Source organism: Rhizobium sp. HT1-10, assembly GCF_049472505.1.
Lineage (GTDB): Bacteria > Pseudomonadota > Alphaproteobacteria > Rhizobiales > Rhizobiaceae > Rhizobium.
The window spans coordinates 786,255-810,965 of record NZ_JBCEBQ010000001.1 but is presented as its reverse complement, the minus strand read 5'-3'; the positions used below and the strand labels follow the sequence as shown (position 1 = coordinate 810,965).

Genomic DNA, 24,711 nt, shown 5'->3' with positions numbered 1-24,711 from the left:
GGAGCACGCCGAACGATGTCGCTGGATGCGCTGTGGGCGGTTGTCGACGCCTGGTTCATCGCATCCCTCCCGGCACACGGCCTGGCAGCGCTGATCGGCATCGCTCTGGTCGCCGGGCTCGCCCGCGGCTTTTCCGGCTTCGGCGCGGCGCTGATCCTCATTCCGCTCGGCGGCGCCATCATCGGGCCGAAGATGATCTCGCCGGTGCTGCTTGTCGTCGACGGGCTGGCAACGCTCGGCATGGTGCGTCCGGCCTTTCGCATCGCCAACCGTCGCGAGGTGGTGACAATGGCGGCAGGCGCCGTGCTCGGCGTGCCGGCCGGCACCGCGGTGCTGGCGCTTATGGATCCGTTGCTGCTGCGATGGCTGATCACGGGTCTTGCCATCTGCCTGCTGGCACTGCTGGTGTCGGGCTGGCGTTATCATGGCCAGCCGAGCCAGACCACGACTGCAGGCGTCGGACTGGTTGCCGGCCTGTTCAGCGGCGCGGCCCAGCTCGGTGGTCCGCCGGTCGTGGCCTTCTGGTTGAGCGGCAAGAGCGACTTCACCCGCGTCCGCTCCAACATCATCCTCTATTTCTCGATCTCGACCGTCTTCAGCGTCATAAGCTATTATCTCGGCGGGCTGTTCGTGGCGCAGGTCTTTGCGCTGACCGTGCTGATCCTGCCGAGCTACGCGCTCGGCCTTCACGGCGGTGCGCGCCTGTTCGGGCTTGCCCGCGAGAGCACCTTCCGTTGGATCTGCTACGCGCTGATCGCCAGCGCCGCCATCCTCGGCATGCCGGCGCTCGATGGTATCATTCGCTAGGTCAGAACCCCATGGCGATGCCGATCAGGGCGCGCAGACGGGCAGCGGCTTGCCGGGCTTGGGCGGATTGTCGGCCTTGTATTTGGCGATGATCGGCTCAAGGACGGATTTCGACCAGAATTTCGGCGTGCTGATCTTCTGGTAGCACTGGTCGTTCCAGTAGAGCCCGGCCTGAGCTGGCGTCATATGCGCAGCGGCAGCCTTGGCAACGGCGGCGATGTCAGAGGATTCCGGATAGATGTAGAGGGTCGTGGGGTTGTCCTTGACCATCGCCATCACCTGGTCCGCATCGGTGGGTGACCAGCTCGTGCAGCCGTTGCTGCGGCCGCCGGCATAGTTGACCAGCTTGCCGAACGGCACGTAGCCGTCGCGATTGGCGTAGGGGCTCGCCGGCGCCTTCATCATGCAAACCGCCGCGACCTTGGCGGCAGCGTGGCCGCCGATCACGCGCGGGCGGGCATTGGCCGTGTCACCCTCGCCATCGAACTGCAGAAACGAACGCATGAAGACAGCATTTTTGGCGCCGGAGGAGCGATAGATGCCCTTGAAGGACGTCTTGATCTCGCTGGTGACGTAGGAGCCGCCTGTCGTCAGGTTTGAGTCCATCGCATTGCCGAAATTCCGGGCGCACTCGCGCCCATTGGAATAATCGACGATACCGGGCAGCTTCGTGCCGCTACCATGGCCGGACGCGATCGCCCGGAACGACTGAGACGCTTCGCAGATAATGTAGAAGCGTCCGCCGGACGTCTCGCTGCCGGGATCGTTCGGCTTTGTGGCGTCCATGGCGAAGTAGCAGGGATTGCGCACCTGGCCATTGGCGACGCGCTGCTGATAAAGAGCGCGGGCGCGCTTCAGCACGGGCCGCGCAACCTGGCCCGGACCAAGCCCCACATGAGCATCAAGCCAGGCAGGAAAACTCGTTTGCTGCGGCGCGGCGAGGACGGGTGTCACGCCGCCGAGAAGCGCTGCCACGGTGCAGACGGCGGTGGTCTTGAGCATGGTCGCGAAGATCGAAGGCAATTGCACGTACTGAACACTCCACACGAATCAAGTCCTGCATCCGGTTGGCGCAGGCTGCGCATATGTACCGATAGGATGATTCGAATCAAATTTTGGTAACCGAGGCCATTCACACCTTCTCACGCCTTCGTGAGCAAATTTTGACGCGAGGCCAGGAGCGCCTCTCCAGGACTACTCGAACAGATCAAGCGAGACGCTGTCGCTGATCTGCGAGGAGACGAGACGGCGTACCGACAGCACCTCCGCCCTCACCAGCCCGTCCGGATCGTAGAAGTTCGTCCCGCGCTCGATCAGCCAAACGCGGCGGTGGGTCTTCATTGCTTCCCGGACCAATTGCCGATCGGCGGGCATGATTTTCGGAGCACCGAGGTTGCTAACATAGACGCGTGGCAGACCGAGGGCCGGATAGGATGCCGGCACCGTCAGCAGTTCCGGAAAGCTGCGATGGCGGGCAGCGTAGTAGTGCACCGGCGGGTCGAGCTCGTTCGGCGAGGCAATCACTAGGTCGCCCGGCTCGGCATTGTCGGCAATCCTGGCGACGATGCCCCGCCAGTCTTCTGTCTGGACGGAATAGGCCGTGAAGGTCGAAAAGCAGCCAAGCACAATAAACAGCAAGGTGGTGACCTGACGGAGGCTCTGCCAGGGGATGTCGGCGAGCATGCCGATGGCGACCAGCGCCACGAAGGTCGGTGCCATCCATTCGAACAGACGGTCGATGTAGACCGGCTTGAGGAAATAGCTGATTGCCAGGATCATTGCCAGCGGCAACAGCAACACCACCAGAACCAGCGCCGCGTCCGGCCGCCGCTTCAGCGCCACGGCCCGGATGCCGACCAGAAACAGGAAGATGGCCGGTATCAACGGCAGATAGCCACCGGCCGCCAAAAACCACGCCGTGAGCAAATCCCAGGGAGAGAATACGACCCAATAGGACAGCGTTGCCATGCCGGAGTTCTGGCGAATGAACATCGGCAGGAAGGGCGACCACAGCAGCAGTGCAAGTATGCCCGGAAGCACGATGACGAGCATTTGGTGGAGCCGCCTGTCCGGCACGAAGAACAGCACCGCCACCAGAAGGCCCGTCCATAGGCCGAAGGCAACCATGATGCCGGTGTTATGCATCCACATCGTCGCCGCTGTCGACACGCCGAGGGACATCATGGAGGGCAGAAATGGTCGGAGCCGAAACTGGCGGTCTGCCGCCGCCCGCAACCGTTGCAGCAGCATGAGCGCCGAAAGGATGGCGGCGGAAGCGGCCAAGGCTTCCAGCGCATAGGGCCGGGCCTGTTGCGCATGATAGACGGCGCCCTGGTTGATCGCCAGCAGCAAAGCCGCCAGCAGCGCCGCACGATCGCCGAACGGTCCCGCCCGCAAAGCCCGGCCTGCGAGAGCAAGCAGGACAACCGTGACTACGCCGGCCAATACGGAGGGCGCGCGGAGTGCTGCCTCCGATTGGCCGAACAGGGCCGTCCAGCCCTTCAGCAGGGTGTAGTACATGGGCGGGTGGGTTTCGTAGAGCGGGACCGACGTCCACAAGGTGTGCAGCGGTTGCGCGGCGAACCAGGCGCTGTAGGTTTCGTCCAGCCACAGCGAGCGCGAGGATAGATGCGGCAGCCGCAGCGCCAGGCCGAGCAGTGCGATCGCGACGAGCAGACCCCAGAAAACCCTATCGCCGAGCGGCCTGCCCTCGTCGAACAGGCGCAGTCGTTGCCGACCGCCCTGGTCTTGATATTGCTGGTCCATCGCCACCCCGCCGCTTTAGAGCAGGATGCAACTATCCATCGATTCGGCCAACCTCTCCGGGATGTGTCTGTCGGAATTAAAACTCCGCCACCCGATGCAGCCCTTTCAATCGGCGACCACCACCGCCGTGTCGCGCGGATATTCGCCGTAAAAGCCACGCCAGTTGGCGACGGCAAAGCCCAAGACGATCAACGCACCGCCCTGGTGGGCCAGGGCCAAATGCAGCGGCACCTGCATCAGCAGCGTGGCGATCCCGAGGCTCGCCTGGACGAACACCAGCAGCATCAGCACGACGGAACGGCGGGCATGCGTGGTGCCGGGGACTGATCGCAGGCAGACGACCATGTTGATCAGAACGACGGCGGTGAGCGCATAGGCGCCAAGGCGATGAACATATTGCACCAGCTTGGGGTTCTCGAAGAAGTTGATCCACCAGGGGCTCTGCACGAACAGGTCGCCGGGAACGACGGCGCCGTCCATCAATGGCCAGGTGTTGTAGCTAAGGCCAGCATGCAGCCCGGCCACCAGCGCGCCGAGATAGATCTGGAACAACGCCATGAGCGCGATCAGCCCGGCTACTTGGCCGGAATGCTCGGATGGCGGCGCGTCGTCGGAATGGGGCGAGAGCGCCCGCATCACCCACATGCAGGCGGCAAAGATCAGGCATGCAGTGACAAGATGGGTGGCCAGCCGGTACTGGCTGACATCGACGCGCGCTTCGAGCCCGGACGACACCATCCACCAGCCGATCGCACCCTGCAGGCCGCCGAGCGCGAAGATGCCGACCAGCGGCCAGCGAAGGCTCTTTTCGATCCGCCCCGTGGCCCAGAAGAAGATCAGCGGCACGGCGAAGATGACGCCCATGGCGCGCGCCAGCAGCCGATGCGCCCATTCCCACCAGAAGATGCTCTTGAAGTCCTCGACCGTGATGTCGCTGTTCAAGATCTGAAATTGCGGGATCTGCTTGTAGCGATCGAACTCCTCCTGCCATTCCGTGGGGTTCAACGGCGGGATGACGCCGTGGATCGGCTTCCACTCGGTGATCGACAGGCCGGACTGCGTCAACCGCGTGGCGCCGCCGACCAGCACCAGGCAGAACAGCGCCAAGAGCACGAAACCGAGCCAGATGCGCACGGCGCGGCGATTGCGGTTCTGCCGCGCGACCTGGCCGAGGACGGCCTGTTCGGTGGAAAATTGTGCGACAGCCATGGCAAGCTCCTTCGTTGTGCCTGTTGATTTGCCCCACCGCGCGGTGCAAAACAAGGGTCGTGCCTTTGCGGCATGCGGTCGCGCCCCGCCCCGCCAAGCCGCAGATTGATCAGGAGAGTGCCGCCATGCCCGTCCGCCTGCGCAAATTCATCGGCACCATCCTGTTGATCATCCTGGTGCTCGGCTATGCTCTCCTGGCAACGACCATCGCCGTCAATGCGCTCGGCGCCTCGCCCTGGTGGGTACACCTGACCTATTTCCTGCTGACCGGTCTTCTGTGGGTGCTGCCGGCGATGGGGCTGATCAAGTGGATGGCTGGTCCGCGACAGCGGTAGGAGACATCCCGCGCCGTTAACCGGCGGATAAGCATGATCGAAGCGCGGCGCACCGCGCCCGGCCGCTTAAACCGAAAATAGATGTCCTCGCCGATAGCATGGTAGCCATGAGCAGCCTCGGAGGCATCAGTGCAGACGTCGACCCGCGTAATCGAGACACCGACTGACGCCGAACACGGCCTCGGACCGGCGCATCACTCCATGGCCTCACAGCCGCAGGCTGCCCGGCTGACCATCACGTTGTTCGCCAGCATGGCGCCGCTGGAGCCTGAGTGGCGGACGCTCGAGCGCGACAACCTCACCTCCCTTCACCAGAGCTACAGCTGGTGCCAGGCCTGGGTGGCGGTCTACCGGCCGAGGCTTGCCGTGCTGCGCGGATGCTACGGGTCGGACACGGCCTTCATCCTGCCGTTGGAGATCGTCCGCCGGCACGGAGTGCGTATTGCCCGCTTCATCGGCGCGCCGCGCAGCAATATCAACACCGGACTGTTTTCACCGCAATTCCTGCAACGGGCGGAAGGTCTTTCGGCGGAAATGCGGACGGGCCTTGTCTCCGCGCTCGACGGACATGCGGACCTGCTGCTGCTCGAGAACCTGCCGCTCCAATGGCGCGGGCGGGCGAACCCGCTTGCCAGCTTGCCCTTTGTGGAGAACCAGAATCGTGCCTTCCAGCTGCCGCTGCTCGGCGCCTTCGAGGCGACGCTCAGCCAGCTCAGCGCCAAGCGTCGCCGTAAGAAGCACCGGCAGCAGACACGAATGCTGAACGAGATGGGCGGCTTTGAGCATGTCGTCGCTGCCACGCCGGACGAGAAACGGCAGATGCTGGCGCTATTTTTGCAGCAAAAAGCCGAGCGTTTCAGGGCGGCCGGGCTTCCGGATGTCTTTCAGGGCACCGAGGCCCATGATTTCCTGCTGCGGCTGCTGGAGACTGATAGCGCGTCGCCGGACGACAGGCCGCTTGTCCTGCACGGGCTTCGGCTCAAGGGGCATCATGAGGGGCACATGCCGGCCCTTGCTGGTCTGTCGCGAAAAGGCGATCACGTCATCTGCCAGTTTGCCTCGATCGACGAGAGCGTCGTGCCCGAGGCAAGTCCGGGCGAGCTGCTGTTCTGGATGATGATCGAGTCCTGCCATGGCGCTGGCGTCGCGCTGTTCGATTTCGGCATCGGCGACCAGCTCTACAAACGCTCATGGTGCCCTGTGCAGACGGTGCAGCATGACGTCGTTCTGCCGATCTCGGCGCGCGGACAAATCGTTGCCGTCGCCCAGAAGGGCCTGACACGCCTGAAGGCGCGCATCAAGGGCAATCCCCGCCTCTATGGCTTCATCCAGGGATTGCGGGCCCGACGCCATCAAGCGCCGGCACAAGCCGTGGATGAGCCATGAGACCAAGGATCAGGCGGCGCTGCGGCGTCGGTCCTCGTCCCCATCGGTGGGCTGTCCGGACATCAGAACCAGATGCTCGTAGCCTGCATGCTGGAACTCCTGCATGACGGCCACAAAGCCAGCTTCATCGGGCGCCGGCATCGACAGGATGATCTCGATGTCCTTGCGCCGGGTCAGGCGCGCGACGGCGTCGACCTTCACAGCACCGCACTCCACCAGCACGATTTCGTAGGCGGACGAGAGCGCGTCGAGGATCAGCGACAACCGATCGGCACCGCGCATGGCGCGCACGAGATCGCTGGCGCCGAGCGGCACGAGATGGGCATCCGACAGACGGTCGGGGTGTATGGTATCGGCGAATGCCGCCTCCCCGCAAAGCAAATCAGTGACGCCTGGGAGGCCGGGCTTTTCGGCCATCAGCCGGGTCGGGCATGCAGTGCCGGTCATGTCGACCAGAACAACGCGACGGCCGGTGTCGGCAATCGTGCGCGCCAGCATGACGGTGGCGGTCGATCCGGCATCGCCATCCGGCGAGATGGCGATCGCCAGTTGGACGCGGGCCTCGACGAGATATTCGGCGACCGTCGAGATCGAGAAGTCGTCCAGGCCCTCGATCTCGGTGATGACAGGCACTGGCGGCTCGGCTGCGACAGCCTCCTGCACGTCAACATGTTTTATTGGTGCCGGTACTGGATGCGCCTCGGCGATCGACAAAAGGCTCCCAGGTGCCGCTGGGCGAAGCGGCTGCGTTGCGACAAGCGGCTCGTCACGATCGTTGGCGACGACGTCGCGTTCGACAGCGGCGGTCGAACCCACAGGCCGTAGCGCGCGACCGCTGAAAAGCTCGATCAGCATGATGACGATGGCGCTCAACACGAAGGAAGCGACAGCGGCAACCACGACGATCGGGCCGACCTTCGGGAAATAGGGATCCACCGGCTCGACGGCGCTCGAGACGACGCGCGCATCGGCAGGGCTGGAATTCTTGTTGGAGCGGGAGGCCGCCTCGCGGTAGCGGGCAAGATAGGTTTCCAGCAGCTGGCGCTCGGCGGTTGCCTCGCGCTCGAGCGCGTTCAGGCCGACCGTGTTTTCGCCGGCCCGGGCGCTGTCGTCCTTCAGCAGCTTCGACTGGGCAAGCAGCTGCTGCTCCCGCAGCGCGGCGATCTTGGCCTCGTTGTCAATACCGGTCAGAATCTTGCGGGTCTCGCGGGTAATCTGCGAGCGGATGTCGGCAAGCTGCGCACGCAGGCTCTTGAGCCTGGGATGGCCGTCCATCAGCGTGGTGGAAAGGTCTGAAATCTGCGATTCGAGATTGGATTCAGTCGTCTTCAGGCGCTGCATGGTCTGGGAACCGCTGACGTCGTTCAGCGTGTCTGTGGGTCCGCCGGATGAGAGCGCATTGCGCACGGCCTGGGCGCGAGCATCGGCATTGGCCTTGTCGCCGCGCACCTGCGCCAGCTGCGTCGAAATGTCGGTCAGCTGCTGGCTGGAAAAGCTGGTGGTGTCGCTGGTCTGCAGCAGGCCATTGGCGGTCCGGTAATCGGCGACCTTCTTCTCGGCTTCTTCGACCTTGAGGCGCAGACTGGCGATTTCGGGCTCTAGCCAGCGCGTCGCTTCCGAATTGGAATCGAGCTTGGCACCGCTCTGCATCGCCAGGTAGACCGAGGCCATGGCGTTCGGGACGCTTTCGGCCAGCTTCGGATCACGCGAGGTGAACTGGATGCCGATGACGCGCGAGGTGTTGATCTGGTACACCTGCAGCCGCTCGGTGAAGGCATCGAGCATGCGTTCTTCAGGCGCCTTGTCGGCCGAAGCCTTTTTCAGATGCAGCTTCACGAGCAAGCCAGACAGAGCCGAGCTTTGGCTGCTGTCTTCGAATTCCGGCAGGTCGTAAAGCTTCAGCTGGGTGATGACCTGCTTTATCAGGTCGGCCGACTGCAGGATCTGCACCTGGCTGGCGATGTTGAGCTCGTCGAGCAGCGAACTGTCCGTGCTGGGGGCTCCGGCCTGGTTGCTCGTGGTGGCAAAGGCAGCCGCGCGCGGCTCAATGAGTATGCGCGTCTCGCTGCGATATTCAGGCGACACGACCTTTGCGAGAAGAAACGCCGCCAGCGCTGCAACAATTACGATCAAAAAAACACGCAACCGCCTGCGCCAGACGGCGCGGAAGAGCTGGCTCAAATCGATGTCTACATCTTGCTGGCTGTGGTTTACGCCGGACATGCCGCACTCCGATAGTCGTTTGGCGCAAACTAAACGACTATGGTAACCCAACCGTTAAGGGGAATCCTCCCCTCTCTGCGTGATGCGATGCCGATTTCAACGCCAGCATTTACCGCGCGTTAACCCTAACGGATCGATAACGGCTCCACGAGTTTCCTCTTTGTGAGCACGCGGATGCCTTTCGCACAGCGTAAAATCATTGTCGCCGTAGGCGTGGTGGCCATCGGCGCCGCGTTGAGCGGCTGCATGAGCTATCAGCCCGCGCCGCGCGCCTTTAGCGAAGCAACGATCAAGCCCTACACGCTTGATAGCGGCGACCGGCTCCGTGTCACCGTCTTCGAGCAGCAGGGGCTAACCAACACCTATACGGTCGACCAGGCCGGCTACATCTCCTTCCCATTGATCGGCGAGGTGACGGCGCGTGGCAAGACGATGCAGCAGCTTTCCGGTGAGATCGCCAGCAAGCTGAAACAGGGATACCTGCGCGATCCCGACGTTTCCATAGACGTCGACCGCTATCGCTCGATCTACGTGATGGGCGAAGTCGGCCAGCCGGGGCAATATTCCTATGTTCCGGGCATGACCATTCAGAACGCCGTGGCTGTCGCCGGCGGCTTCTCGCCGCGGGCTTTCCAGGGCAACACCGATGTCACCCGCAAGATCAACGGCCATGTGATGACGGGTCGGGTCGGCATATCCGATCCCGTCCTGGCGGGCGATACGATCTATGTCCGCGAGAGGCTGTTCTGATCGGTGGCAGAGCCTTTGCGCATCATCCATTGCTTCCGGTCGCCCATCGGCGGGATCTTCAGGCATGTGCGCGATTTGGCCGAGCAACACAGCCGGGCCGGCCATCATGTCGGCATCGTCTGCGACAGCCTGACTGGCGGGGCGCATGAAGATGCTTTGTTCGAGGATATCAAGCCGTTCCTGTCGCTCGGCCTGACGCGGATACCCATCCATCGGGCCATTAGCCTTGAGGATATTCCGACGGTCTGGCGGGGCTACAGGACCATCAAGAGTTTGCGGCCGGACGTGCTGCACGGACATGGCGCCAAGGGCGGCATGCTGACACGCGTCATCGGCTCATTGTTGCGGGCGGACAAGTATTGCGTTGCCCGCGTCTACACCGCCCACGGCGGTAGCCTGCACTTCTCGCGCTCGACGCTGGGTGGCAGCTTCGTCCTGAAGATGGAACGGCTGCTTGAGCACTTCACCGACGCGCTGATCTTCATCTGCGACTTCGAAAGACAGGCCTATCAAAGCAAGGTCGGCAGACCGACTAAGTTGTCGAGGCTGATCTACAACGGCATTAACGAGCGGGACTTCAGAAGTGTGCCGACCCGCTCGGATGGTGTCGCCTTCGTCTATATCGGCATGCTTCGGGACCTCAAGGGTCCCGATCTCTTTATAGAGGCAGTGGCGCGAACCGAAAAGCTTGTCGGCCGGCCTTTATCGGCGCTGCTAATCGGCGATGGGCCGGACCGCGACAAGTACCGCAGCGCGATCGACGAAGCCGGCCTCGCCCGACGGATCGGCATCCTGCCGGCCATGCGCATCGAAGACGCCCTCTCGATGTCGCGCACCATCGTCGTGCCCTCAAGGGCGGAATCGCTGCCCTACATCGTTCTCGAGGCGCTGGCGGCAAGCAAGGGCGTCATCGCCGCCAATGTCGGCGGCATCCCGGAAGTGCTGGGGCCGACCAGCGAGGCTCTTGCCAGGCCCGGAGACGCGGCGGACCTTGCGCGCATCATGGCTGCCTCGATACTGGAACACAACTGGCGCGAGCGTGTCATGCCCGGTATCGAAACGATACACAAAACCTTCTCCGCACCCGTCATGGCCGGCGATGTGCTGAAATTGTACCGCGAAATACTCGATCGCCGGGCGGTTGCTAAAATTTAACCTATCTTACTAAGCGATCTTTAGGGGCCTTTCGATAGAGCTTGACGTCTCTGATGAGACGGATCGCACGCCATGACGAACATCGAGAAGCCGAATGAATTCGACCTCGAAAACATACGCAAGCGCGTATCGGAGATCCGAGCCCGCAGCAGCGACGAACCCGTCGACCACGAGACCGTCGGAAAGCTCAACCCTTTCGCCCGTCAGATCGCTGAACAGTTTCGAGAAGGCAACCATACGCCGTCTATCATCATCGGCCAGTTCATGCTGTTCGAGTTCCTGTCGTTGCTGACACTGGGAATGACGCTGCTTTACCTGCGGATCGGCAGTCCGACAGAGCAGCCTTTCATCCAGGTCCCAATCGTGATCCTCGTCGCGATTGCCAATATCCTGTCGCTGCATATTTTCGATACCTACCAAATCCCGATGCTGAGGGCGCCAAGCCGCCATATGCGGCGGATCGTGCTTGGCTGGGCTGCACCCTTCGTGATGCTGCCGCTGATCTTCATCGCGCTGAAGAGCCTGCCTGTGTGCCCGCCCCGGCTGGTCATGTTCTGGTGCCTCACCGGGCTTGTCTTTCTGTTCGTGGAGCGTTTGCTGTTTGCCTGGGGGATCCGCCGCTGGGCCCGCAACGGGATCATGGAACGGCGCGCCGTCATCGTCGGCGGGGGGCAGCCCGCCAAGGAACTGATCCGCGCCCTCGAGCATCAGGTCGACAACGACATTCGAATCTGCGGCATCTTCGACGATCGCGGCGAAAGGCGCTCGCCTGTCATGGTTGCCGGCTATCCGAAGCTCGGCACGGTCGCCGAACTCGTCGAATTTGCCCGTCTCACCCGCATCGACATGCTGATCATCGCCCTGCCGATGGCGGCGGAGGACAGGATCCTCCAGCTGCTGAAGAAATTGTGGATCCTGCCGGTCGATATCCGCCTCGCGGCCCATTCCAACAAGCTGCGATTCCGTCCGCGCGCCTACTCCCATGTCGGCGCGGTACCGATGCTCGACATCTTCAACAAACCGATCCGCGACTGGGACTCGGTTGCCAAGCGGGTCTTCGATCTGTTCTTCAGCGTACTCGCTCTGGCGCTGCTGTGGCCGGTGATGGTTGCAACGGCCATCGCCATCAAGGTGAACTCGAAAGGCCCTGTGTTCTTCATGCAGAAGCGCCATGGCTTCAACAACGAGATCATCAATGTCTTCAAATTCCGCTCGATGTACACCGAGATGAGCGACCCGACCGCACGCAATGCCGTCACCAAGGGCGACCCGCGCGTCACCAAGGTCGGTCGCTTCATCCGCAAGACGTCGATCGACGAATTGCCGCAGCTGTTCAACGTGCTGGTGGGCACGCTGTCGCTGGTGGGACCTCGGCCCCATGCGGTGGCCGCCGCCAGCCACAACCGCGTCTATGGCGATGTCGTCGAGGGTTATTTCGCCCGTCACCGCGTCAAGCCCGGCGTAACCGGCTGGGCGCAGATCAACGGCTGGCGCGGGGAGATCGACAATGACGACAAGATCAAGTTCCGCACGGCCTACGACCTCTATTACATAGAGAACTGGTCGCTGCTGTTCGATCTGAAGATCCTGTTCCTGACGCCGATCCGCCTGCTCGACACCGAAAACGCGTATTGAGCCGATGAGCACCTTCGCCTCCCCCCCATACCAGGTCGCCCAGCCCCAAATCGTTGCCCTGCGGCTGATCGGCACGGGCTGCGTTGCCTTCGGCGTGTTTCTGTCGGGCTTCGTGTTTGCCGAGCCCGCGCCCTACGAGCTGTGGGTGGCGATGCTGATCGGGCTCTGGTTCATGCTCGGCCTGCGCATCTCGCGCAACGTCGCCCCGCTGCTGGTGCTGTTCCTGACCTTCAACATCGGTGGCCTGCTGTCGATGACGCAGATGCGCGATCTTGGCAGCGCCGAGATGGATGCGCCGATCTATGTCGCTGTCTCGACCTTCCTCGCCCTCAGCGCCGTCTTCTATGCCGCCATCATCGAGTCCAATGCCAATGTCCTGAAGCTGATGTTCAAGACCTGGACGATCGCGGCGATCATCACAGCGTCGCTCGGGATCCTCGGCTATTTCCATGCCTTTCCCGGCGCCGCCATGTTCACGCGCTATGACCGCGCCATGGGCGCATTCCAGGATCCGAACGTCTTCGGCCCCTATCTGGTTGCGCCGACCCTTTACCTCATGCATGGCGTCATCATCGGCGATCTGAAGAAGGCGCCGCTGAAGGCGATCGGCTTGACGATCCTGGCTCTCGGCATCTTCCTGTCGTTTTCGCGCGCCGCCTGGGGCCTGTTCGGCTTTTCCTCGATCGCGCTGGTCTTCTTCATGCTGCTAAAGCATCGCAGCAACACCTTCCGCCTGCGCATCCTGGTGATGACGCTGACCGCCATCCTGCTGCTTGGCGCTGCCCTTCTCGTGGCACTGCAGTTCCATCAGGTGAGCGACCTGTTCTCGACCCGCACGCAACTGGTGCAGGAATACGACGGCGGCCATCTCGGCCGCTTCGAGCGCCACCGGATCGGCTTCCTGCTGTCGATGCAGCGGCCGCTCGGCATCGGACCGCTGGTATTCGCGACGATGTTTCGGGAGGACGAACATAACATCTGGCTGAAGACGCTGACCACCTATGGCTGGATCGGCTTCTTCTGCTGGGTCAGCATGATCTGCTGGACGATCTATATCGGCTTCAAGAACGTGCTGAAGGAACGGCCCTGGCAGCCATTCCTGATGATCGCCTGGATCGTCGTGCTCGGCCATGTCGGCATCGGCAACGTCATCGACACCGATCACTGGCGCCACCTCTACATGCTGATCGGCATCGTTTGGGGCTGCGGTGCGCTCGAAGCGCGCCACCAGCGTCGCCTTGCCCGGGGAGAGCCAGCGACATGAACGTCAACGTCACGACCAAGCGCCTGTCGATGCTGCAAATCCTCGAGCCCAGCGGCGGCGGCTCGGGACGGCACTTTCTCGACCTCTGCCGGGCGATGCAGCATCGCGGCCATTCGGTGACGGCGATCTACTCGCCGCTGCGCGCCGAGCCGGCATTTGTAGCGGAACTGGAGGGCATGGGCCTCGATGCCGTCCACTCGGTCGGCATGAAGCGGGCGCTGGGGCCGGCCGACCTCACCGCCTGGCTGGAGATCCGCCGGATCATCGCCAAGCACGGCCCCTTCGACCTCATCCACGGCCATAGTTCCAAGGCCGGCGCGCTGGCGCGGCTACGGGTGCCCGGAGCCCGTACGCCGGTTATCTATACGCCGCATGCCTTCCGCACCATGGACCCCACGCTCAGGCCAAAGCAACGTCTGGCATTCGGCACCATCGAGCGCGTGCTCGGCACCTTTTTTTCAAATTCGCTGATCTGCGTGTCGCGGGACGAATACGATCACGCCGTTTCCATCGGCATCCCCAAGCGCAGGCTGCGGGTCGTCTATAACGGTGTTGCCCGTCCGCCGGTGGGCGAGCGGGAGGCGATCCGCGCGCGTTTCGGGATCGGCGAGCACGACGTTCTCTACGGCTTCGTCGGTCGCCTCTCGGCGCAGAAGGCCCCCGAGCGGCTGGTCGACGCCTTCATCGGCGTGGCAGCGCGCCAGCCGAATGCAAGATTGCTGATGATCGGCAGCGGCGAACTGGAACAGGCGGTGCGCCAGAGGATCGCCGACGCAGGCCTTTCCCACCGTGCCCATCTCGACAGCAGCATCCCCGGCCCCGTTGCCATCGACGCCTTCGACATCGTCGTCATGCCGAGCCGCTACGAGGCGATGTCCTACGTCATGCTCGAGGCTGCATCGGGCGGCAAGCCGTTGATCCTGACGGATGTCGGCGGCGTGAGCACCGTGCTGGAACATGGCCGCAACGGCCTAAAAATCGCCAATAGCGATGATCCCTCTGAACTGACGGCGGCCATGCTTGCCGCCGGCGAGCCGGAGACCCTCGCAACCTACGCCGCGGAGGCCCATCGCCGCCGCAACCGCTACACACTGTCGGGCATGGCCGACGAGACAGAAGAAATCTACTTCGATTTGCTGGGCCATAAGCTTCCGTCGCTCTTGAGAACGCCGGCGGATGCCCTAGAATTAAGGGCATGATTACAGCACAGCAAATCCGCGCCGCCCGGGCCATGGCAGGCCTCACCCTTCAGCAGCTGGCCGATGCCACGGCGCTCGATACCGCTCGGATCGAGGCCATCGAAGCCGGAACGGAAACGGTTGGAGGGGATGCGCTGCTGGCATTGCGCGCAGCCCTCGAAAGCCGGGGCATCCAGTTCATCGACAGCGGTAGCCAAGAGGGCGGCGGCGCCGGCGTCAGGCTGAAACAGACCCACGGCGAAGAAGGCACGCGACCCGAAAATCTCAACGCCACCAACGACGATTAAAATTTTCGATCGCCTCCGGAACAAAAGTGACCATCAGGCGTTTCACACCCCGCATTACGCCAGGGGGAATTCGTGAATCGCAGCAATGGTCTTTATCTCATCATCGGCGCACTGATCGTCGCCGTTATCGCGCTTGGCGCCTACGTCTATCACGAAAAACAGAAGCCTGACGGCGTCGAACTTACGATCGGTAAGAACGGCGTTTCCGTCGAGCAGAACTAGACGGGCAAGGCCGGTCGCTTGCTCGACAATCGCCCGGCCTTCACCTTCCGTCATACGGATTGCACGACTCAGATCTATAAAACGAAAGAGTTTCGATACATGCCGGCCGTGCCGACCAGCGCCGATGCCGGGTTAATTGAATGAAGATGGCATCGTGAGCGACAAGTATTTTTCCACGCCGATCCGCGTCCGCTCGATCAGAACCAGCCTGACCATCAGCACGGTATGGGACGCGATCGAGTTCCTCAAGAGATGGCCGGCATCCAAGGGTGCAGAGTACCGCACCGCCTTGCGTCATTGCCTCGATGCTCTCGACGGCCTTCGCAGCCCGCAGACAGCGAATCTCTCCTTTCGAAGAGCTGCCGAAACGGCGGGCCTGCTGGTCTGAGTTCTTTTTTCCGTTTCACCTCGAAGACCGATAGCGCCCACGACAAACAGGTTCCTTCGCAGCAAATTCCTTGCAAGCGACGAACACCACACTACTTCAGCCGCGACCGGCGCCACATTGGCGACCGGTCCGAACGAAAAGGAGAATGTGGTGAAAGCAGCAATCTACAGCGAACCCGGCGGCCCCGATGTCCTGCACTACGGCGACGTCCGCGATCCCGTACCTGCTGCGGGCGAGGTTCTGGTGCGTGTCGAGGCGATCAGCATCGAAGGTGGCGATCTCGTCAACCGCCGCCTCACCCGCCAGGGTGAAAACGAGGTGGTCGGCTATGCCGCGGCAGGCACCATTGCTGCGCTCGGCGAAGGCGTAGACGGGCTTTCGGTCGGCGAGCGCGTCGCCACTTTTGCCTGGAAGGGGTCGCACGCCGAACTGACGGCGGTGCCGGCAGCGCACTGCTTCAAAGTTCCCGATGGTCTCGACATCGCCCTGGCCTCAACCATCATCGTCGGCCCCGGCACCGCCGCATATGCGCTTCATCTCGGCGCTCTCGAAGCCGGACAGACCGTTCTTGTTCTCGGGGCGAGTGGCGGCGTCGGATTGGCCGCGGTGCAGCTTGCCGCCAAGGCTGGCGCGCGGGTGATCGGCACCGGAACCAAGCCGGAAAGCCTGGAGAAGCTCAAGGGCTTCGGCCTATCGGATGCGATCGTGACTGCCGATAAGCCGGCGAGCGAACAGGTTCGCGCGTTGCTTGACGGCGAAGGCGTCGACCTGATCATCGACAATATCGGCGGCGATGCGCTGATCGATGCTCTCAAAGTACTCAAGGACGGTGGAAAGGCGGTGCTGATCGGCGTCTTCGGCGGTAGCAGCACGATGATAGATGCCGGGCAACTCCTCAAGCATCGCCATACCGTTATCGGCTGCCTGCTGGGCGCCGCCATGCGCGATCCCGAGCCTCGCAAGCTCGTGGAGGCGCTGTTCCCGATGGCTCGAGATGGCGGCATCCGCCTGCCGATCGATGCCACTTTCCCGCTCTCGCAAGCCAACGCCGCCCACCGGCGCGCGGAAGAGCGCGGCCGCATCGGACGCGTCATCATGACGGTCTGAGGCAGGCTTCCTGAACTGCAAGCGCACGGGTGACAGCTGTTACCCGTGCGTTCCGCCTCGACGGCGGCGCGCCAATCGCTAGGTATGAAATCAGATAAACCAGGGATATCAAGGAGATAATTGGTCGGGGCGACAGGATTTGAACCTGCGACCCCTTGACCCCCAGTCAAGTGCGCTACCGGGCTGCGCTACGCCCCGACCCGCCTAAAAGGCCTGGTTTGATTAGTCTTTCGACTTTCGGAGCGCAAGAGGAAAATCACGCCTGCCGGACGAAAAAGCCTCTTTCGTAGAAACCTCCGCTGTTTACTCCGCAGCGTGGTCAGAAAATGCCTAAAATATGCCCGGAAATGGCCAACATCGGTTCATCGGCCGTTCAGCACTGCGGTCGCTAAATAAGGGCGTCCAATAGGAGTAACGCCGATGAAAAAACTGATTGTTGCCTCTGCAATTCTGATCGGTGGATTTGTCTCTACCGCCGCCAACGCAATGCCTGCGGTATCCATTACCACCACGCCCACATCTGTCATCCAAGTCGACTACGTCTGCGGCCGCGGCTATCACCAGACGCCGTGGGGGGATTGCCGTCCCAACTGGCGCCGCCCGCCACCGCCGGAGCGCTACTACGGCTGGCATCGCCCGCCACCCCCGCCCTACTGGGGTGAACGCCAGTGGCGTCGCCATCATCGCTACTATGACGGCTACTGATATCTGAACGATATATCGTCTCGCGGGCGGGAACGAAGTCGCTTCTGCCACGTTCTCGTCCGCTGTTCATAAACTGAGGAAACCCCATGAAAAATCTTATCATTGCCGCAGCGATCGCGGTCACTTCCGTCGTCTCCTTCGCGCCTGTTTCCTACGCTGAAACCGTGACGGTCACGACGCACGAGCGTCCGATGCATCGCGGCTGGCACCATCCGCCGCGCCGTCATTGCACCGTGAAGGTCACCAAGGTCCGCCATCACGGCCAGCTGGTTGTTCGCAAGACCCGCATCTGCCGCTAAACGTCGTAGCCTGCCCGCCTCAAGGCGGGCGGGCCTTCCCTTAAAAGACCATCTTGGGAACCCAATGGCGTCCAAAGGGTTTTGGTCTCTCAAACAGGAGAGTAACCATGGCGACAGACGACAAGGACCTGCAGGCCGGCTTCACCGGTACCCCCGTCGAAAAGACGGGCAGCGCAACCGAAATGGCAAGAAGTGCTGTTGAAGGCCTGAGGAACGAGGCGAGCGCGGTGTCCGCCGCCGCAGCAGATCACCCCCACACGGCAACGACGCTGCTGCTGACTGTCAGCGCCTTGGCGTTCGCCGTAGGCTATGCATTCGGCCACAGCGCGCAGCCGGCTCGGCGTTCGCGCTTCTGGAACTAGGCTCTGCCGACAGCCTTATTGGCAGACATCGACCCACTCGGCCCCAACCAGCTCGGCCATTCGCTGCGGGGCGATGCGCACTGCGGCATTGATCCCGCCAGCGGCGGGGATGACTTCATCGAAGCTGCGTAGAGAGACATCGCAATAGACCGGCAGAGGCGTTGCCAGCCCGAAAGGGCAGACGCCGCCGACCGGATGTCCCGTTAGGGCGACGACCTCGTCGCCTGCCAGCATTCTCGGCTTGCCGCCGAAGGTGTCGCGGCTCTTGCGATTGTCCAACCGGGCAGTGCCGCTCATGACGACGAGGAGGACAACGTCGCCAACGCGCAGGCAGATGGTTTTGGCGATCTGCTCGGGGAGACATCCATGGGCGGCCGCTGCCATGCCAACGGTCGCCGAGCTCTCCGTAGTCTCGATGACCGAGATGTCGGGCGCCCTGGCGGAGAAGAAAGATTTCACGGTATCGATGGTCATGGTCCCGCTTGCCATAGGCGGCTGAGCCTTTCAAGTCCGCATCCAAACACAATTTTCCGGCGCACGGAACCTTGGCGTTCCATCGGCGTTAGTTTTTTGGACCAAGGCAGGAGCGGACCCATGAGTACCTATATCGACAGCAAGACCATCGAAAATTCAGCCAGCATGCGCGTCTGGAGCGTGTCTGAATTTGCCCGCCGCTACCGGCTTGACAAGGCGGAGGAAGACAAGCTGTTGAAACTGCTTGGACCTTTTGCCCTGCAACACGAACTGCTGATGAACGCCCAGCGCCCACCGGTCTTCCGCTAGAAGGGTTCTCAGACAGTTCGCTTTCGTCCCATTCTGGGTGCGAGATCTTCCCAGTAACCGATCAGGCGTCATCATCCATAAGGTGGCGCCCATCCCATCCTCCCACTAAGTTTCGTTATCTCAGATGGATCCTGATCCTGGCGCTCAACACCTGTTCCGGCAACTGCCTGCGATAAAAAACGCCGGCAGCAGCACTCTGTACGGTACCGTACATTGACAGCTGGCCATTCAATTCGAATAAGCACCTGTTGGCCGGGAGAGTTACATATGCAGCTTGCAAATCTCAAGATTCTTGTCGTCGAAGATGATGCCCTGATCGCCATGTTGTTGGAAGACATGCTGTCGGAGTTGGGCTGCACGGTGACAGGGACTGCGGCGAGTGTAGAGAGCGCTCTCGCCATGGCAGAGGCGGGCGGCTTCGATGCTGGTATCCTCGATGTGTCGCTGGCTGGACATAGTTCGCTGCCGGTGGCGCGCCTGCTGGACGGCAAGAACACGCCCTATATTTTTGCCACCGGTTATGGCTCGCTACCCGAGGGTATGGAGGATAGCGGTCGGCATGTGCTGAACAAGCCCTACCAGCTGCATCAGCTCGAAGCGGCGCTAGCCAGCCTCGAAAACTCACGCTGACGCCGGTCTTACCGCACCTGGTCTAGCAACCGCTTGCATTCCAAGAGATCGTAGAGCGCTTCCTGCAACAAGGCGCGGTCCTCCTTCCCGATCGATGAGCCACCGACCGAGATGTCCAAGGCCCCCTCCTCGCCGCCACCGAAATTGAAGAACCGTCGGCTGGTCGGCGTCTTGGCGCGACCGACGATCTGATCTTCGTCGGGGTTGCTGACGCGGGGTTCCGAAGGCGCCGGCTCCTGTACCGCGGCGGCCAGCGCCTCGACGCTGGCAAGGTCTCCGCTGCCAACGGCGATGACGAACTTGTTGCCGTTCGTCTTCAGCAGCTTCTGCACGCCCTTGATCGTATAACCATGGTCGTAGAGAAGGTGGCGGATGCCCTTCAGCAGGTCGACGTCTTCCGGCCGGTAATAGCGCCGACCGCCGCCGCGCTTCATCGGCTTGATCTGCAGAAAGCGGGTTTCCCAAAAGCGCAACACATGCTGGGGCAGGTCGAGATCGTCCGCGACTTCACTGATGGTGCGGAAGGCATCAGGGCTCTTGTCCATCGTCATCTCCTGCACACCAAAAATATCCATATATAGCGACTCGCTATATTTCAAAGGTTTGCGAGGCGCATTTCAAGTGCCTTATGCAGCTGTTACACAGCTACCATAATCGTTTCGACAAAAATAAGGTTGGAGTGAGAGCCGGTCGACAAGCCCGCGCGCGCAGAAGGGCTCAGGCAACCGGTGCGGTTGGCTTTGCCTTGGTCTTGCGGCTGGTATGAGCTTTGAGGATGCGAGTCTTCAGAACGTTCGAGGCCTTGAAGGTCATGACCCGGCGCGGCGAGATCGGCACTTCTTCGCCGGTCTTCGGGTTGCGGCCGATGCGCTCGTTCTTGTCGCGGACCTGAAAAGTCGCAAAGGAGGAAAGCTTGACGATTTCGCCACGCACGATTGCGTTGCAGATCTCGTCGATCACCGTTTCCACCAATTCCGCGGATTCGGTGCGGGACAGGCCGACCTTCCGGAACACCGACTCTGCCAAGTCTGCCCGTGTGACTGTCTTGCCGGTCATGGTTCCCCGCCCATCTGTTAGAATTGTGGTCGCCGCGAGAGACTATTGTCCTTGCGCCGAGCGGTCAAGCTCTTGTTCGGAATCGGAATTTGGGTTTAAGCGCTACCAGCGCAGCAACACCGCGCCCCAGGTGAAACCGCCACCCATGGCTTCCAGCATAACCAGGTCGCCCTTCTTTATCCGGCCGTCACCGGCAGCCGTCGCAAGCGCCAGCGGAATGGAAGCGGCGGATGTGTTGCCATGCAGATCGACGGTGATGACAACCTTCTCGGGTGGGATGCCGAGCTTCTTTGCCGAGCCGTCGATGATGCGCCGGTTGGCCTGGTGCGGCACGAGCCAGTCGAGGTCGTCGGCGGTGGTGCCGGTCGCCTCGAATGCGGCGACGATGACATCGGTGATCATGCCGACGGCATATTTGAAGACCTCGCGGCCCTCCATGCGCAGCTTGCCGACGGATCCGGTCGACGACGGGCCACCGTCGACGAACAGCTTGTCCTTGTGGGCGCCATCGGAGCGCAGGCTGGCAGTCAGAACGCCGCGGTCGGCAACGGTCCCCTCGCCCTCGCCTGCTTCCAGGATCAGCGCACCTGCGCCATCGCCGAACAGCACGCAGGTGGTACGGTCGTTCCAGTCGAGGATGCGCGAGAAGGTCTCGGCGCCGATGACCAGCACGCGCTTGGCAAGGCCACCGCGGATATAGGCATCAGCGGTCGTGACGGCGTAGACGAAGCCGCTGCAGACCGCCTGAAGGTCGAAGGCAAAGCCGTGATGCATGCCAAGACGGTTCTGGATGTTCACCGCAGTTGCCGGGAAGGTGTTATCCGGCGTGGACGTCGCCAGAATGATGAGATCGATGTCGGCGACCGTCAGGCCGGCGTTATCGAGGGCTGCACGCGCCGCGGCTTCGCCAAGCGACGCCGTCGTCTCGCCATCACCGGCGATATAGCGCTGACGGATGCCGGTGCGCTGGACGATCCAGTCGTCGGACGTGTCGACAACGGTTTCCATTTCGCGATTGGTCATCACGCGCTTCGGAAGCGCTGCCCCGAAGCCGCGGACTACTGAACGGATCATGCTGCTTATACCTCGTCGCTCATGACAGCTTCCGGCCCGATCGGCGGCAGACGTCTGGCATGGTATCTCTTAAGATCGTTTTCTATTTTCTGAGTGAGGCCGTTTTTGGCCATGTCGTAGCCGACATCGATGGCGGCCGCGAAGGCCTCGGCCGTGGCACCGCCATGGCTCTTGATGACGATGCCGTTGAGGCCGAGAAAGACGCCGCCATTGACCTTGCTCGGGTCGAGCTTCTCGCGCAGCATGTCGAAGGCACCCTTGGCGAAGAGATAGCCGATGCGGGCCATCAACGTCCGATTCATCGCCGCACGCAGGTAGCCGGCAATCTGTTTGGCGGTACCTTCGGCCGTCTTCAGTGCGATGTTGCCGGAGAATCCCTCGGTGACGACGACGTCGACGGTTCCCTTGCCGATGTCGTCACCTTCGACAAAACCGAAATATTCGAGCGATTCGAGATCGGCTTCCCGGATCAGGCGACCGGCATCCTTGACCTCTTCCTGGCCCTTCATTTCTTCGACGCCGACATTGAGCAGACCGACCGTCGGCCGCTCGACCTCGAACAGGGCGCGGGCCATGGCGCCGCCCATCAATGCGAAATCGAGAAGCTGCTGCGAATCGGCGCCGATGGTCGCTCCGACATCGAGCACGATGCTTTCGCCGCGCAGGGTCGGCCATATTGCTGCAATGGCCGGGCGCTCGATATTGGCCATCGTCCGCAGACAGAACTTGGACATCGCCATTAGCGCGCCGGTGTTGCCGGCCGAGACGATGACATCGGCTTCGCCGAGCTTGACCGCCTCGATCGAGCGCCACATGCTCGATACATTGCGGCCGCGACGCAGCGCCTGGCTCGGCTTCTCGTCCATGGCGACGGCGACTTCGCAGTCGTAAAAGACGGATTTCGCCTTCAGCTTGGGAAACCTGTCGATCAGCGGCTGGCACACATCCTTCCGGCCATACAGCAGGAAGGAGATTTCCGGGTGCCTTTCCAGCGCTTTGGCAGCACCGGGGACAACGACTTCGGGCCCGAAGTCGCCACCCATAAGGTCGAGAGAAATTCTGATCACGCCTGCTTGATCCTTCTTTTCCGCCGCAACTGGCGAAATTTCGGCCAAAATACCGTTTTTCATTTGCCTTACAACTGAATTGTGCCGAACAGGCTGTGGAAGCCTATTCCTTCTTCCAGTCCTTTAAAGCAGCAAAAGCTGACGGTTTGACGTCATTGTCGGCGGTGTCCTCAATATGGTCTTCGAAGTCCAGTCCCGGCTTGCGCGGATAGGGGTCGATGCCCATCGCGGCGAACTCGGTGACGATCGAGCCGGCGTCGATGACATCTCCGACGAAGGTCTCCGGCAGGTCCTGGCCCTCGGGGTCGAGCACCATCTCGCCCGAAGGCTGGATGGGGATACGCGCCAGCTTCGAACCTTCAGGCACGAACAGCTGGTCGAACTCCTCGTCGATGACGGTATCGACGGGATCGAGCGAGATCACGCACTCCTGGACGATCGTGGCCTTGACCGTGCCCCTCACCCGGACGCCGTCCCGCTTCCAGCGCGAAATCTTCAGCTCGGCCTTCAGTTCGCCGACGGAGACGACGTTCCACAGGGTGCCAAGGCCAAGGCGTTCGGCCTCGTCGGCCTCGAGACGCACCTCGACGGGATTGAGGGAGATATGGCCGACCTTCACATTGTAGGAGAACGGGTTGTCGGGGGTTGCGGTCTTGTTCTTCATCTCAGTTTCCTATGCCGGTACCGGCAGCGATGCCGAGCCGGTGGCAATCTGTGCGCCCGACACGCCGGACAAATGGGTCTCCGCCGACATCATCCAGTCGGCAAGTCCCAGCATGCTTGGCGGTTCGTCACGCGGTTCTGGGTATATATTGCGGCGTAGCGCCTGTGCCAGTGCCTCGCGGTCGCCAGCATCCATCGCGGCTGCGTAGGATTCGAGGCGCCCATAAAACATGCCGGCCAATTTCTTCATCCGCTTGGGCACACCGGTATCGCCGATGCCAAGTTCGCGGATCGAATAGTCGATATCCTGGAAGAATGCATCGACAATCTCTTGAGCAATTTCCTGGCCGCTCGTCGGCGACGAACGCGTCCGGCGAAAGAAAAGGATCATCACAATTGACAGCATCTCGAAGCGGCCCATCACCGTATCCGGCACGTCGAGCCCATCGTAGAAACCCGGCTGCCTCGCCGCAGTGGTGAGCGCCGCATATTGCCGCTCGACGATCGTCCGATTGTGATTCTTTTTGCCAAAGAGCCCGAAGATCATCAAAATTCCCAGAATTGGCTCGTTCGGCGCGCTGCTTCGCGTTGGGCCGTGTTGCATCCGTCAAGAAGCTGGTTTACCGAAGCAGGCGCGAATTGCAATGCCGTTGGTGCCCCTGCGGGAACCACCCGAGCTGTCCAGCCCATCCGCGGCGACAGTCGACACAACGCCGTTCGATCATCGCCGGCTTTCCGCATATCGCGGAAACGCCATAATGATGTGCGCAGCAAGTGTTCCGGGCGGTGAGCCACGGGATCGGATATATAGGGAGATGTCGTTGACGCGACGGGATTTCAAGTCGGACAGAACATTCATGAAGGGCGCAACCATCGCCCTGCTGATTGCAACCGCAGGGCTCACGGGCTGCCAGACCGGCGACGTCATGAACGGCGGCTATATCTTCGACCAGCAATCGCTGGATCTGGTGCCGGTCGGCTCCAGCCGCGAGCAGGTGCTGTTGTCGCTGGGAACGCCCTCGACGACGGCCACCTTCGACGGCGAGGTCTTCTACTACATTTCCCAAAAGCGGACGCGCTCGGCCGCCTTCATGAAGCCGAAGCTGGTCGACCAGTCGATCCTGGCGATCTATTTCGACAAGGATGGCGTGGTCAAGCAGCGCGCCAACTACGCCCTCAAGGATGGCAAGCCGTTCGACATGATCTCGCGCACGACCCCGACAGGCGGCAGGGACATGACCTTCCTGCAACAGGTCCTCATGGGCAGCGGCACAGGTGCAAACGGCGCCAAGAACCTGCTGAACACCGTCAATCCGGGCCAATAACCGGATCTCGATCG

The 24,711-nt window shown here is 62.0% G+C and carries 29 protein-coding genes and 1 tRNA gene; 18 read left to right on the top strand and 12 right to left on the bottom strand.

What is annotated here, in order from left to right:
• The first annotated feature begins 15 nt into the window (after positions 1-15).
• A complete protein-coding gene (locus tag VH564_RS04065; RefSeq protein ID WP_423338514.1) occupies positions 16-807 on the top strand; it encodes a sulfite exporter TauE/SafE family protein in 792 nt (263 codons plus the stop codon).
• Positions 808-831: 24 nt separating this feature from the next.
• Here VH564_RS04065 and VH564_RS04060 read toward each other — a convergent pair whose 3' ends face one another.
• The 3 genes from VH564_RS04060 to VH564_RS04050 form a co-directional block, all read right to left on the bottom strand.
• Positions 832-1,809 (bottom strand): hypothetical protein, encoded by a 978-nt coding sequence (locus VH564_RS04060; protein WP_423338741.1) that lies wholly within the window; start codon positions 1,807-1,809, stop codon positions 832-834.
• A gap of 192 nt (positions 1,810-2,001) precedes the next feature.
• Positions 2,002-3,573, bottom strand: a complete 1,572-nt coding sequence (locus VH564_RS04055) for a glycosyltransferase family 39 protein (protein ID WP_423338513.1) — start codon at positions 3,571-3,573, stop codon at positions 2,002-2,004.
• Between the two features lie 105 nt (positions 3,574-3,678).
• Positions 3,679-4,782, bottom strand: a complete 1,104-nt coding sequence (locus VH564_RS04050; protein WP_423338512.1) for a COX15/CtaA family protein — start codon at positions 4,780-4,782, stop codon at positions 3,679-3,681.
• 125 nt (positions 4,783-4,907) lie between these two features.
• Between VH564_RS04050 and VH564_RS04045 the strand changes: the two genes are divergently transcribed.
• Together VH564_RS04045 and VH564_RS04040 are read left to right on the top strand one after the other, a co-directional pair.
• Positions 4,908-5,117 (top strand): DUF2842 domain-containing protein, encoded by a 210-nt coding sequence (locus VH564_RS04045; RefSeq protein WP_423338511.1) that lies wholly within the window; start codon positions 4,908-4,910, stop codon positions 5,115-5,117.
• Positions 5,118-5,246: 129 nt separating this feature from the next.
• The gene (locus tag VH564_RS04040; RefSeq protein ID WP_423338510.1) at positions 5,247-6,503 is read left to right on the top strand and encodes a GNAT family N-acetyltransferase; all 1,257 of its coding nucleotides are present in this window, start codon (positions 5,247-5,249) and stop codon (positions 6,501-6,503) included.
• Positions 6,504-6,512: 9 nt separating this feature from the next.
• Here the strand turns inward: VH564_RS04040 and VH564_RS04035 are convergent, their stop codons facing one another.
• Positions 6,513-8,726 carry a GumC family protein gene (locus VH564_RS04035; protein ID WP_423338509.1) on the bottom strand — a complete coding sequence of 738 codons (2,214 nt, stop codon included), beginning with the start codon at positions 8,724-8,726 and terminating at the stop codon, positions 6,513-6,515.
• A 174-nt stretch (positions 8,727-8,900) separates the two neighbouring features.
• On the opposite strand from VH564_RS04035, the gene VH564_RS04030 reads away from it, so the two are divergent.
• The 9 genes from VH564_RS04030 (at position 8,901) to VH564_RS03990 (ending at position 16,733) form a co-directional block, all read left to right on the top strand.
• Positions 8,901-9,476, top strand: coding sequence for a polysaccharide biosynthesis/export family protein (locus VH564_RS04030; RefSeq protein WP_423338508.1), 576 nt, complete (start codon positions 8,901-8,903; stop codon positions 9,474-9,476).
• Between the two features lie 3 nt (positions 9,477-9,479).
• Entirely contained in the window at positions 9,480-10,631 is a 1,152-nt protein-coding gene (locus VH564_RS04025; protein WP_423338507.1) for a glycosyltransferase family 4 protein, read from the top strand.
• A gap of 72 nt (positions 10,632-10,703) precedes the next feature.
• A complete protein-coding gene (locus tag VH564_RS04020; protein ID WP_423338506.1) occupies positions 10,704-12,266 on the top strand; it encodes an undecaprenyl-phosphate glucose phosphotransferase in 1,563 nt (520 codons plus the stop codon).
• A gap of 4 nt (positions 12,267-12,270) precedes the next feature.
• The gene (locus VH564_RS04015) at positions 12,271-13,530 is read left to right on the top strand and encodes an O-antigen ligase family protein (protein WP_423338505.1); all 1,260 of its coding nucleotides are present in this window, start codon (positions 12,271-12,273) and stop codon (positions 13,528-13,530) included.
• Positions 13,527-14,729 (top strand): glycosyltransferase family 4 protein, encoded by a 1,203-nt coding sequence (locus VH564_RS04010; RefSeq protein ID WP_423338504.1) that lies wholly within the window; start codon positions 13,527-13,529, stop codon positions 14,727-14,729. Before VH564_RS04015 ends, VH564_RS04010 begins: the two co-directional genes overlap by 4 nt.
• Positions 14,726-15,016: a helix-turn-helix domain-containing protein gene (locus tag VH564_RS04005; RefSeq protein WP_423338503.1), complete on the top strand. Its 291-nt coding sequence runs from the start codon at positions 14,726-14,728 to the stop codon at positions 15,014-15,016. The genes VH564_RS04010 and VH564_RS04005 overlap by 4 nt, the downstream gene beginning before the upstream one ends.
• A 72-nt stretch (positions 15,017-15,088) precedes the next feature.
• Entirely contained in the window at positions 15,089-15,238 is a 150-nt protein-coding gene (locus VH564_RS04000) for a hypothetical protein (protein ID WP_423338502.1), read from the top strand.
• 154 nt (positions 15,239-15,392) lie between these two features.
• Complete coding sequence (locus VH564_RS03995) at positions 15,393-15,626, top strand: DUF982 domain-containing protein (protein ID WP_423338501.1); 234 nt, start codon at positions 15,393-15,395, stop codon at positions 15,624-15,626.
• Positions 15,627-15,776: 150 nt separating this feature from the next.
• Positions 15,777-16,733 (top strand): quinone oxidoreductase family protein, encoded by a 957-nt coding sequence (locus VH564_RS03990; RefSeq protein WP_423338500.1) that lies wholly within the window; start codon positions 15,777-15,779, stop codon positions 16,731-16,733.
• A gap of 121 nt (positions 16,734-16,854) precedes the next feature.
• Here the strand turns inward: VH564_RS03990 and VH564_RS03985 are convergent.
• Positions 16,855-16,931: transfer RNA gene (locus tag VH564_RS03985), tRNA-Pro, on the bottom strand.
• A 222-nt stretch (positions 16,932-17,153) separates the two neighbouring features.
• Here VH564_RS03985 and VH564_RS03980 point away from each other — a divergent pair.
• The 3 genes from VH564_RS03980 to VH564_RS03970 all read left to right on the top strand — a co-directional run bounded on the left by VH564_RS03980 (position 17,154) and on the right by VH564_RS03970 (position 18,099).
• Positions 17,154-17,438 carry a GCG_CRPN prefix-to-repeats domain-containing protein gene (locus VH564_RS03980; protein ID WP_423338499.1) on the top strand — a complete coding sequence of 95 codons (285 nt, stop codon included), beginning with the start codon at positions 17,154-17,156 and terminating at the stop codon, positions 17,436-17,438.
• An 86-nt stretch (positions 17,439-17,524) separates the two neighbouring features.
• Positions 17,525-17,737, top strand: coding sequence for a hypothetical protein (locus tag VH564_RS03975; protein ID WP_423338498.1), 213 nt, complete (start codon positions 17,525-17,527; stop codon positions 17,735-17,737).
• A gap of 107 nt (positions 17,738-17,844) precedes the next feature.
• A complete protein-coding gene (locus VH564_RS03970) occupies positions 17,845-18,099 on the top strand; it encodes a hypothetical protein (protein WP_423338497.1) in 255 nt (84 codons plus the stop codon).
• 15 nt (positions 18,100-18,114) lie between these two features.
• On the opposite strand, the gene VH564_RS03965 is transcribed toward VH564_RS03970, so the two are convergent.
• Positions 18,115-18,573, bottom strand: a complete 459-nt coding sequence (locus tag VH564_RS03965; RefSeq protein ID WP_423338496.1) for a YbaK/EbsC family protein — start codon at positions 18,571-18,573, stop codon at positions 18,115-18,117.
• A gap of 120 nt (positions 18,574-18,693) precedes the next feature.
• On the opposite strand from VH564_RS03965, the gene VH564_RS03960 reads away from it, so the two are divergent.
• Positions 18,694-18,882, top strand: a complete 189-nt coding sequence (locus VH564_RS03960; protein WP_423338495.1) for a hypothetical protein — start codon at positions 18,694-18,696, stop codon at positions 18,880-18,882.
• A 267-nt stretch (positions 18,883-19,149) separates the two neighbouring features.
• On the top strand, positions 19,150-19,512 hold the full coding sequence (locus VH564_RS03955) for a response regulator (protein ID WP_423338494.1): 363 nt from the start codon (positions 19,150-19,152) through the stop codon (positions 19,510-19,512).
• 8 nt (positions 19,513-19,520) lie between these two features.
• Here the strand turns inward: VH564_RS03955 and VH564_RS03950 are convergent, their stop codons facing one another.
• The 6 genes from VH564_RS03950 to VH564_RS03925 form a co-directional block, all read right to left on the bottom strand.
• A complete protein-coding gene (locus VH564_RS03950) occupies positions 19,521-20,063 on the bottom strand; it encodes a MerR family transcriptional regulator (RefSeq protein ID WP_423338740.1) in 543 nt (180 codons plus the stop codon).
• A gap of 166 nt (positions 20,064-20,229) precedes the next feature.
• A complete protein-coding gene (locus tag VH564_RS03945; RefSeq protein ID WP_423338493.1) occupies positions 20,230-20,568 on the bottom strand; it encodes an integration host factor subunit alpha in 339 nt (112 codons plus the stop codon).
• 102 nt (positions 20,569-20,670) lie between these two features.
• Positions 20,671-21,642: a beta-ketoacyl-ACP synthase III gene (locus VH564_RS03940; protein ID WP_423338492.1), complete on the bottom strand. Its 972-nt coding sequence runs from the start codon at positions 21,640-21,642 to the stop codon at positions 20,671-20,673.
• 5 nt (positions 21,643-21,647) lie between these two features.
• Entirely contained in the window at positions 21,648-22,709 is a 1,062-nt protein-coding gene (gene plsX, locus VH564_RS03935; RefSeq protein WP_423338491.1) for a phosphate acyltransferase PlsX, read from the bottom strand.
• Positions 22,710-22,812: 103 nt separating this feature from the next.
• Complete coding sequence (locus VH564_RS03930; protein ID WP_423338490.1) at positions 22,813-23,373, bottom strand: YceD family protein; 561 nt, start codon at positions 23,371-23,373, stop codon at positions 22,813-22,815.
• Positions 23,374-23,382: 9 nt separating this feature from the next.
• A complete protein-coding gene (locus VH564_RS03925; RefSeq protein WP_423338489.1) occupies positions 23,383-23,976 on the bottom strand; it encodes a ubiquinol-cytochrome C chaperone family protein in 594 nt (197 codons plus the stop codon).
• Between the two features lie 211 nt (positions 23,977-24,187).
• Between VH564_RS03925 and VH564_RS03920 the strand changes: the two genes are divergently transcribed.
• Positions 24,188-24,697, top strand: coding sequence for an outer membrane protein assembly factor BamE (locus VH564_RS03920; RefSeq protein ID WP_423338488.1), 510 nt, complete (start codon positions 24,188-24,190; stop codon positions 24,695-24,697).
• Positions 24,698-24,711 lie beyond the last annotated feature (14 nt).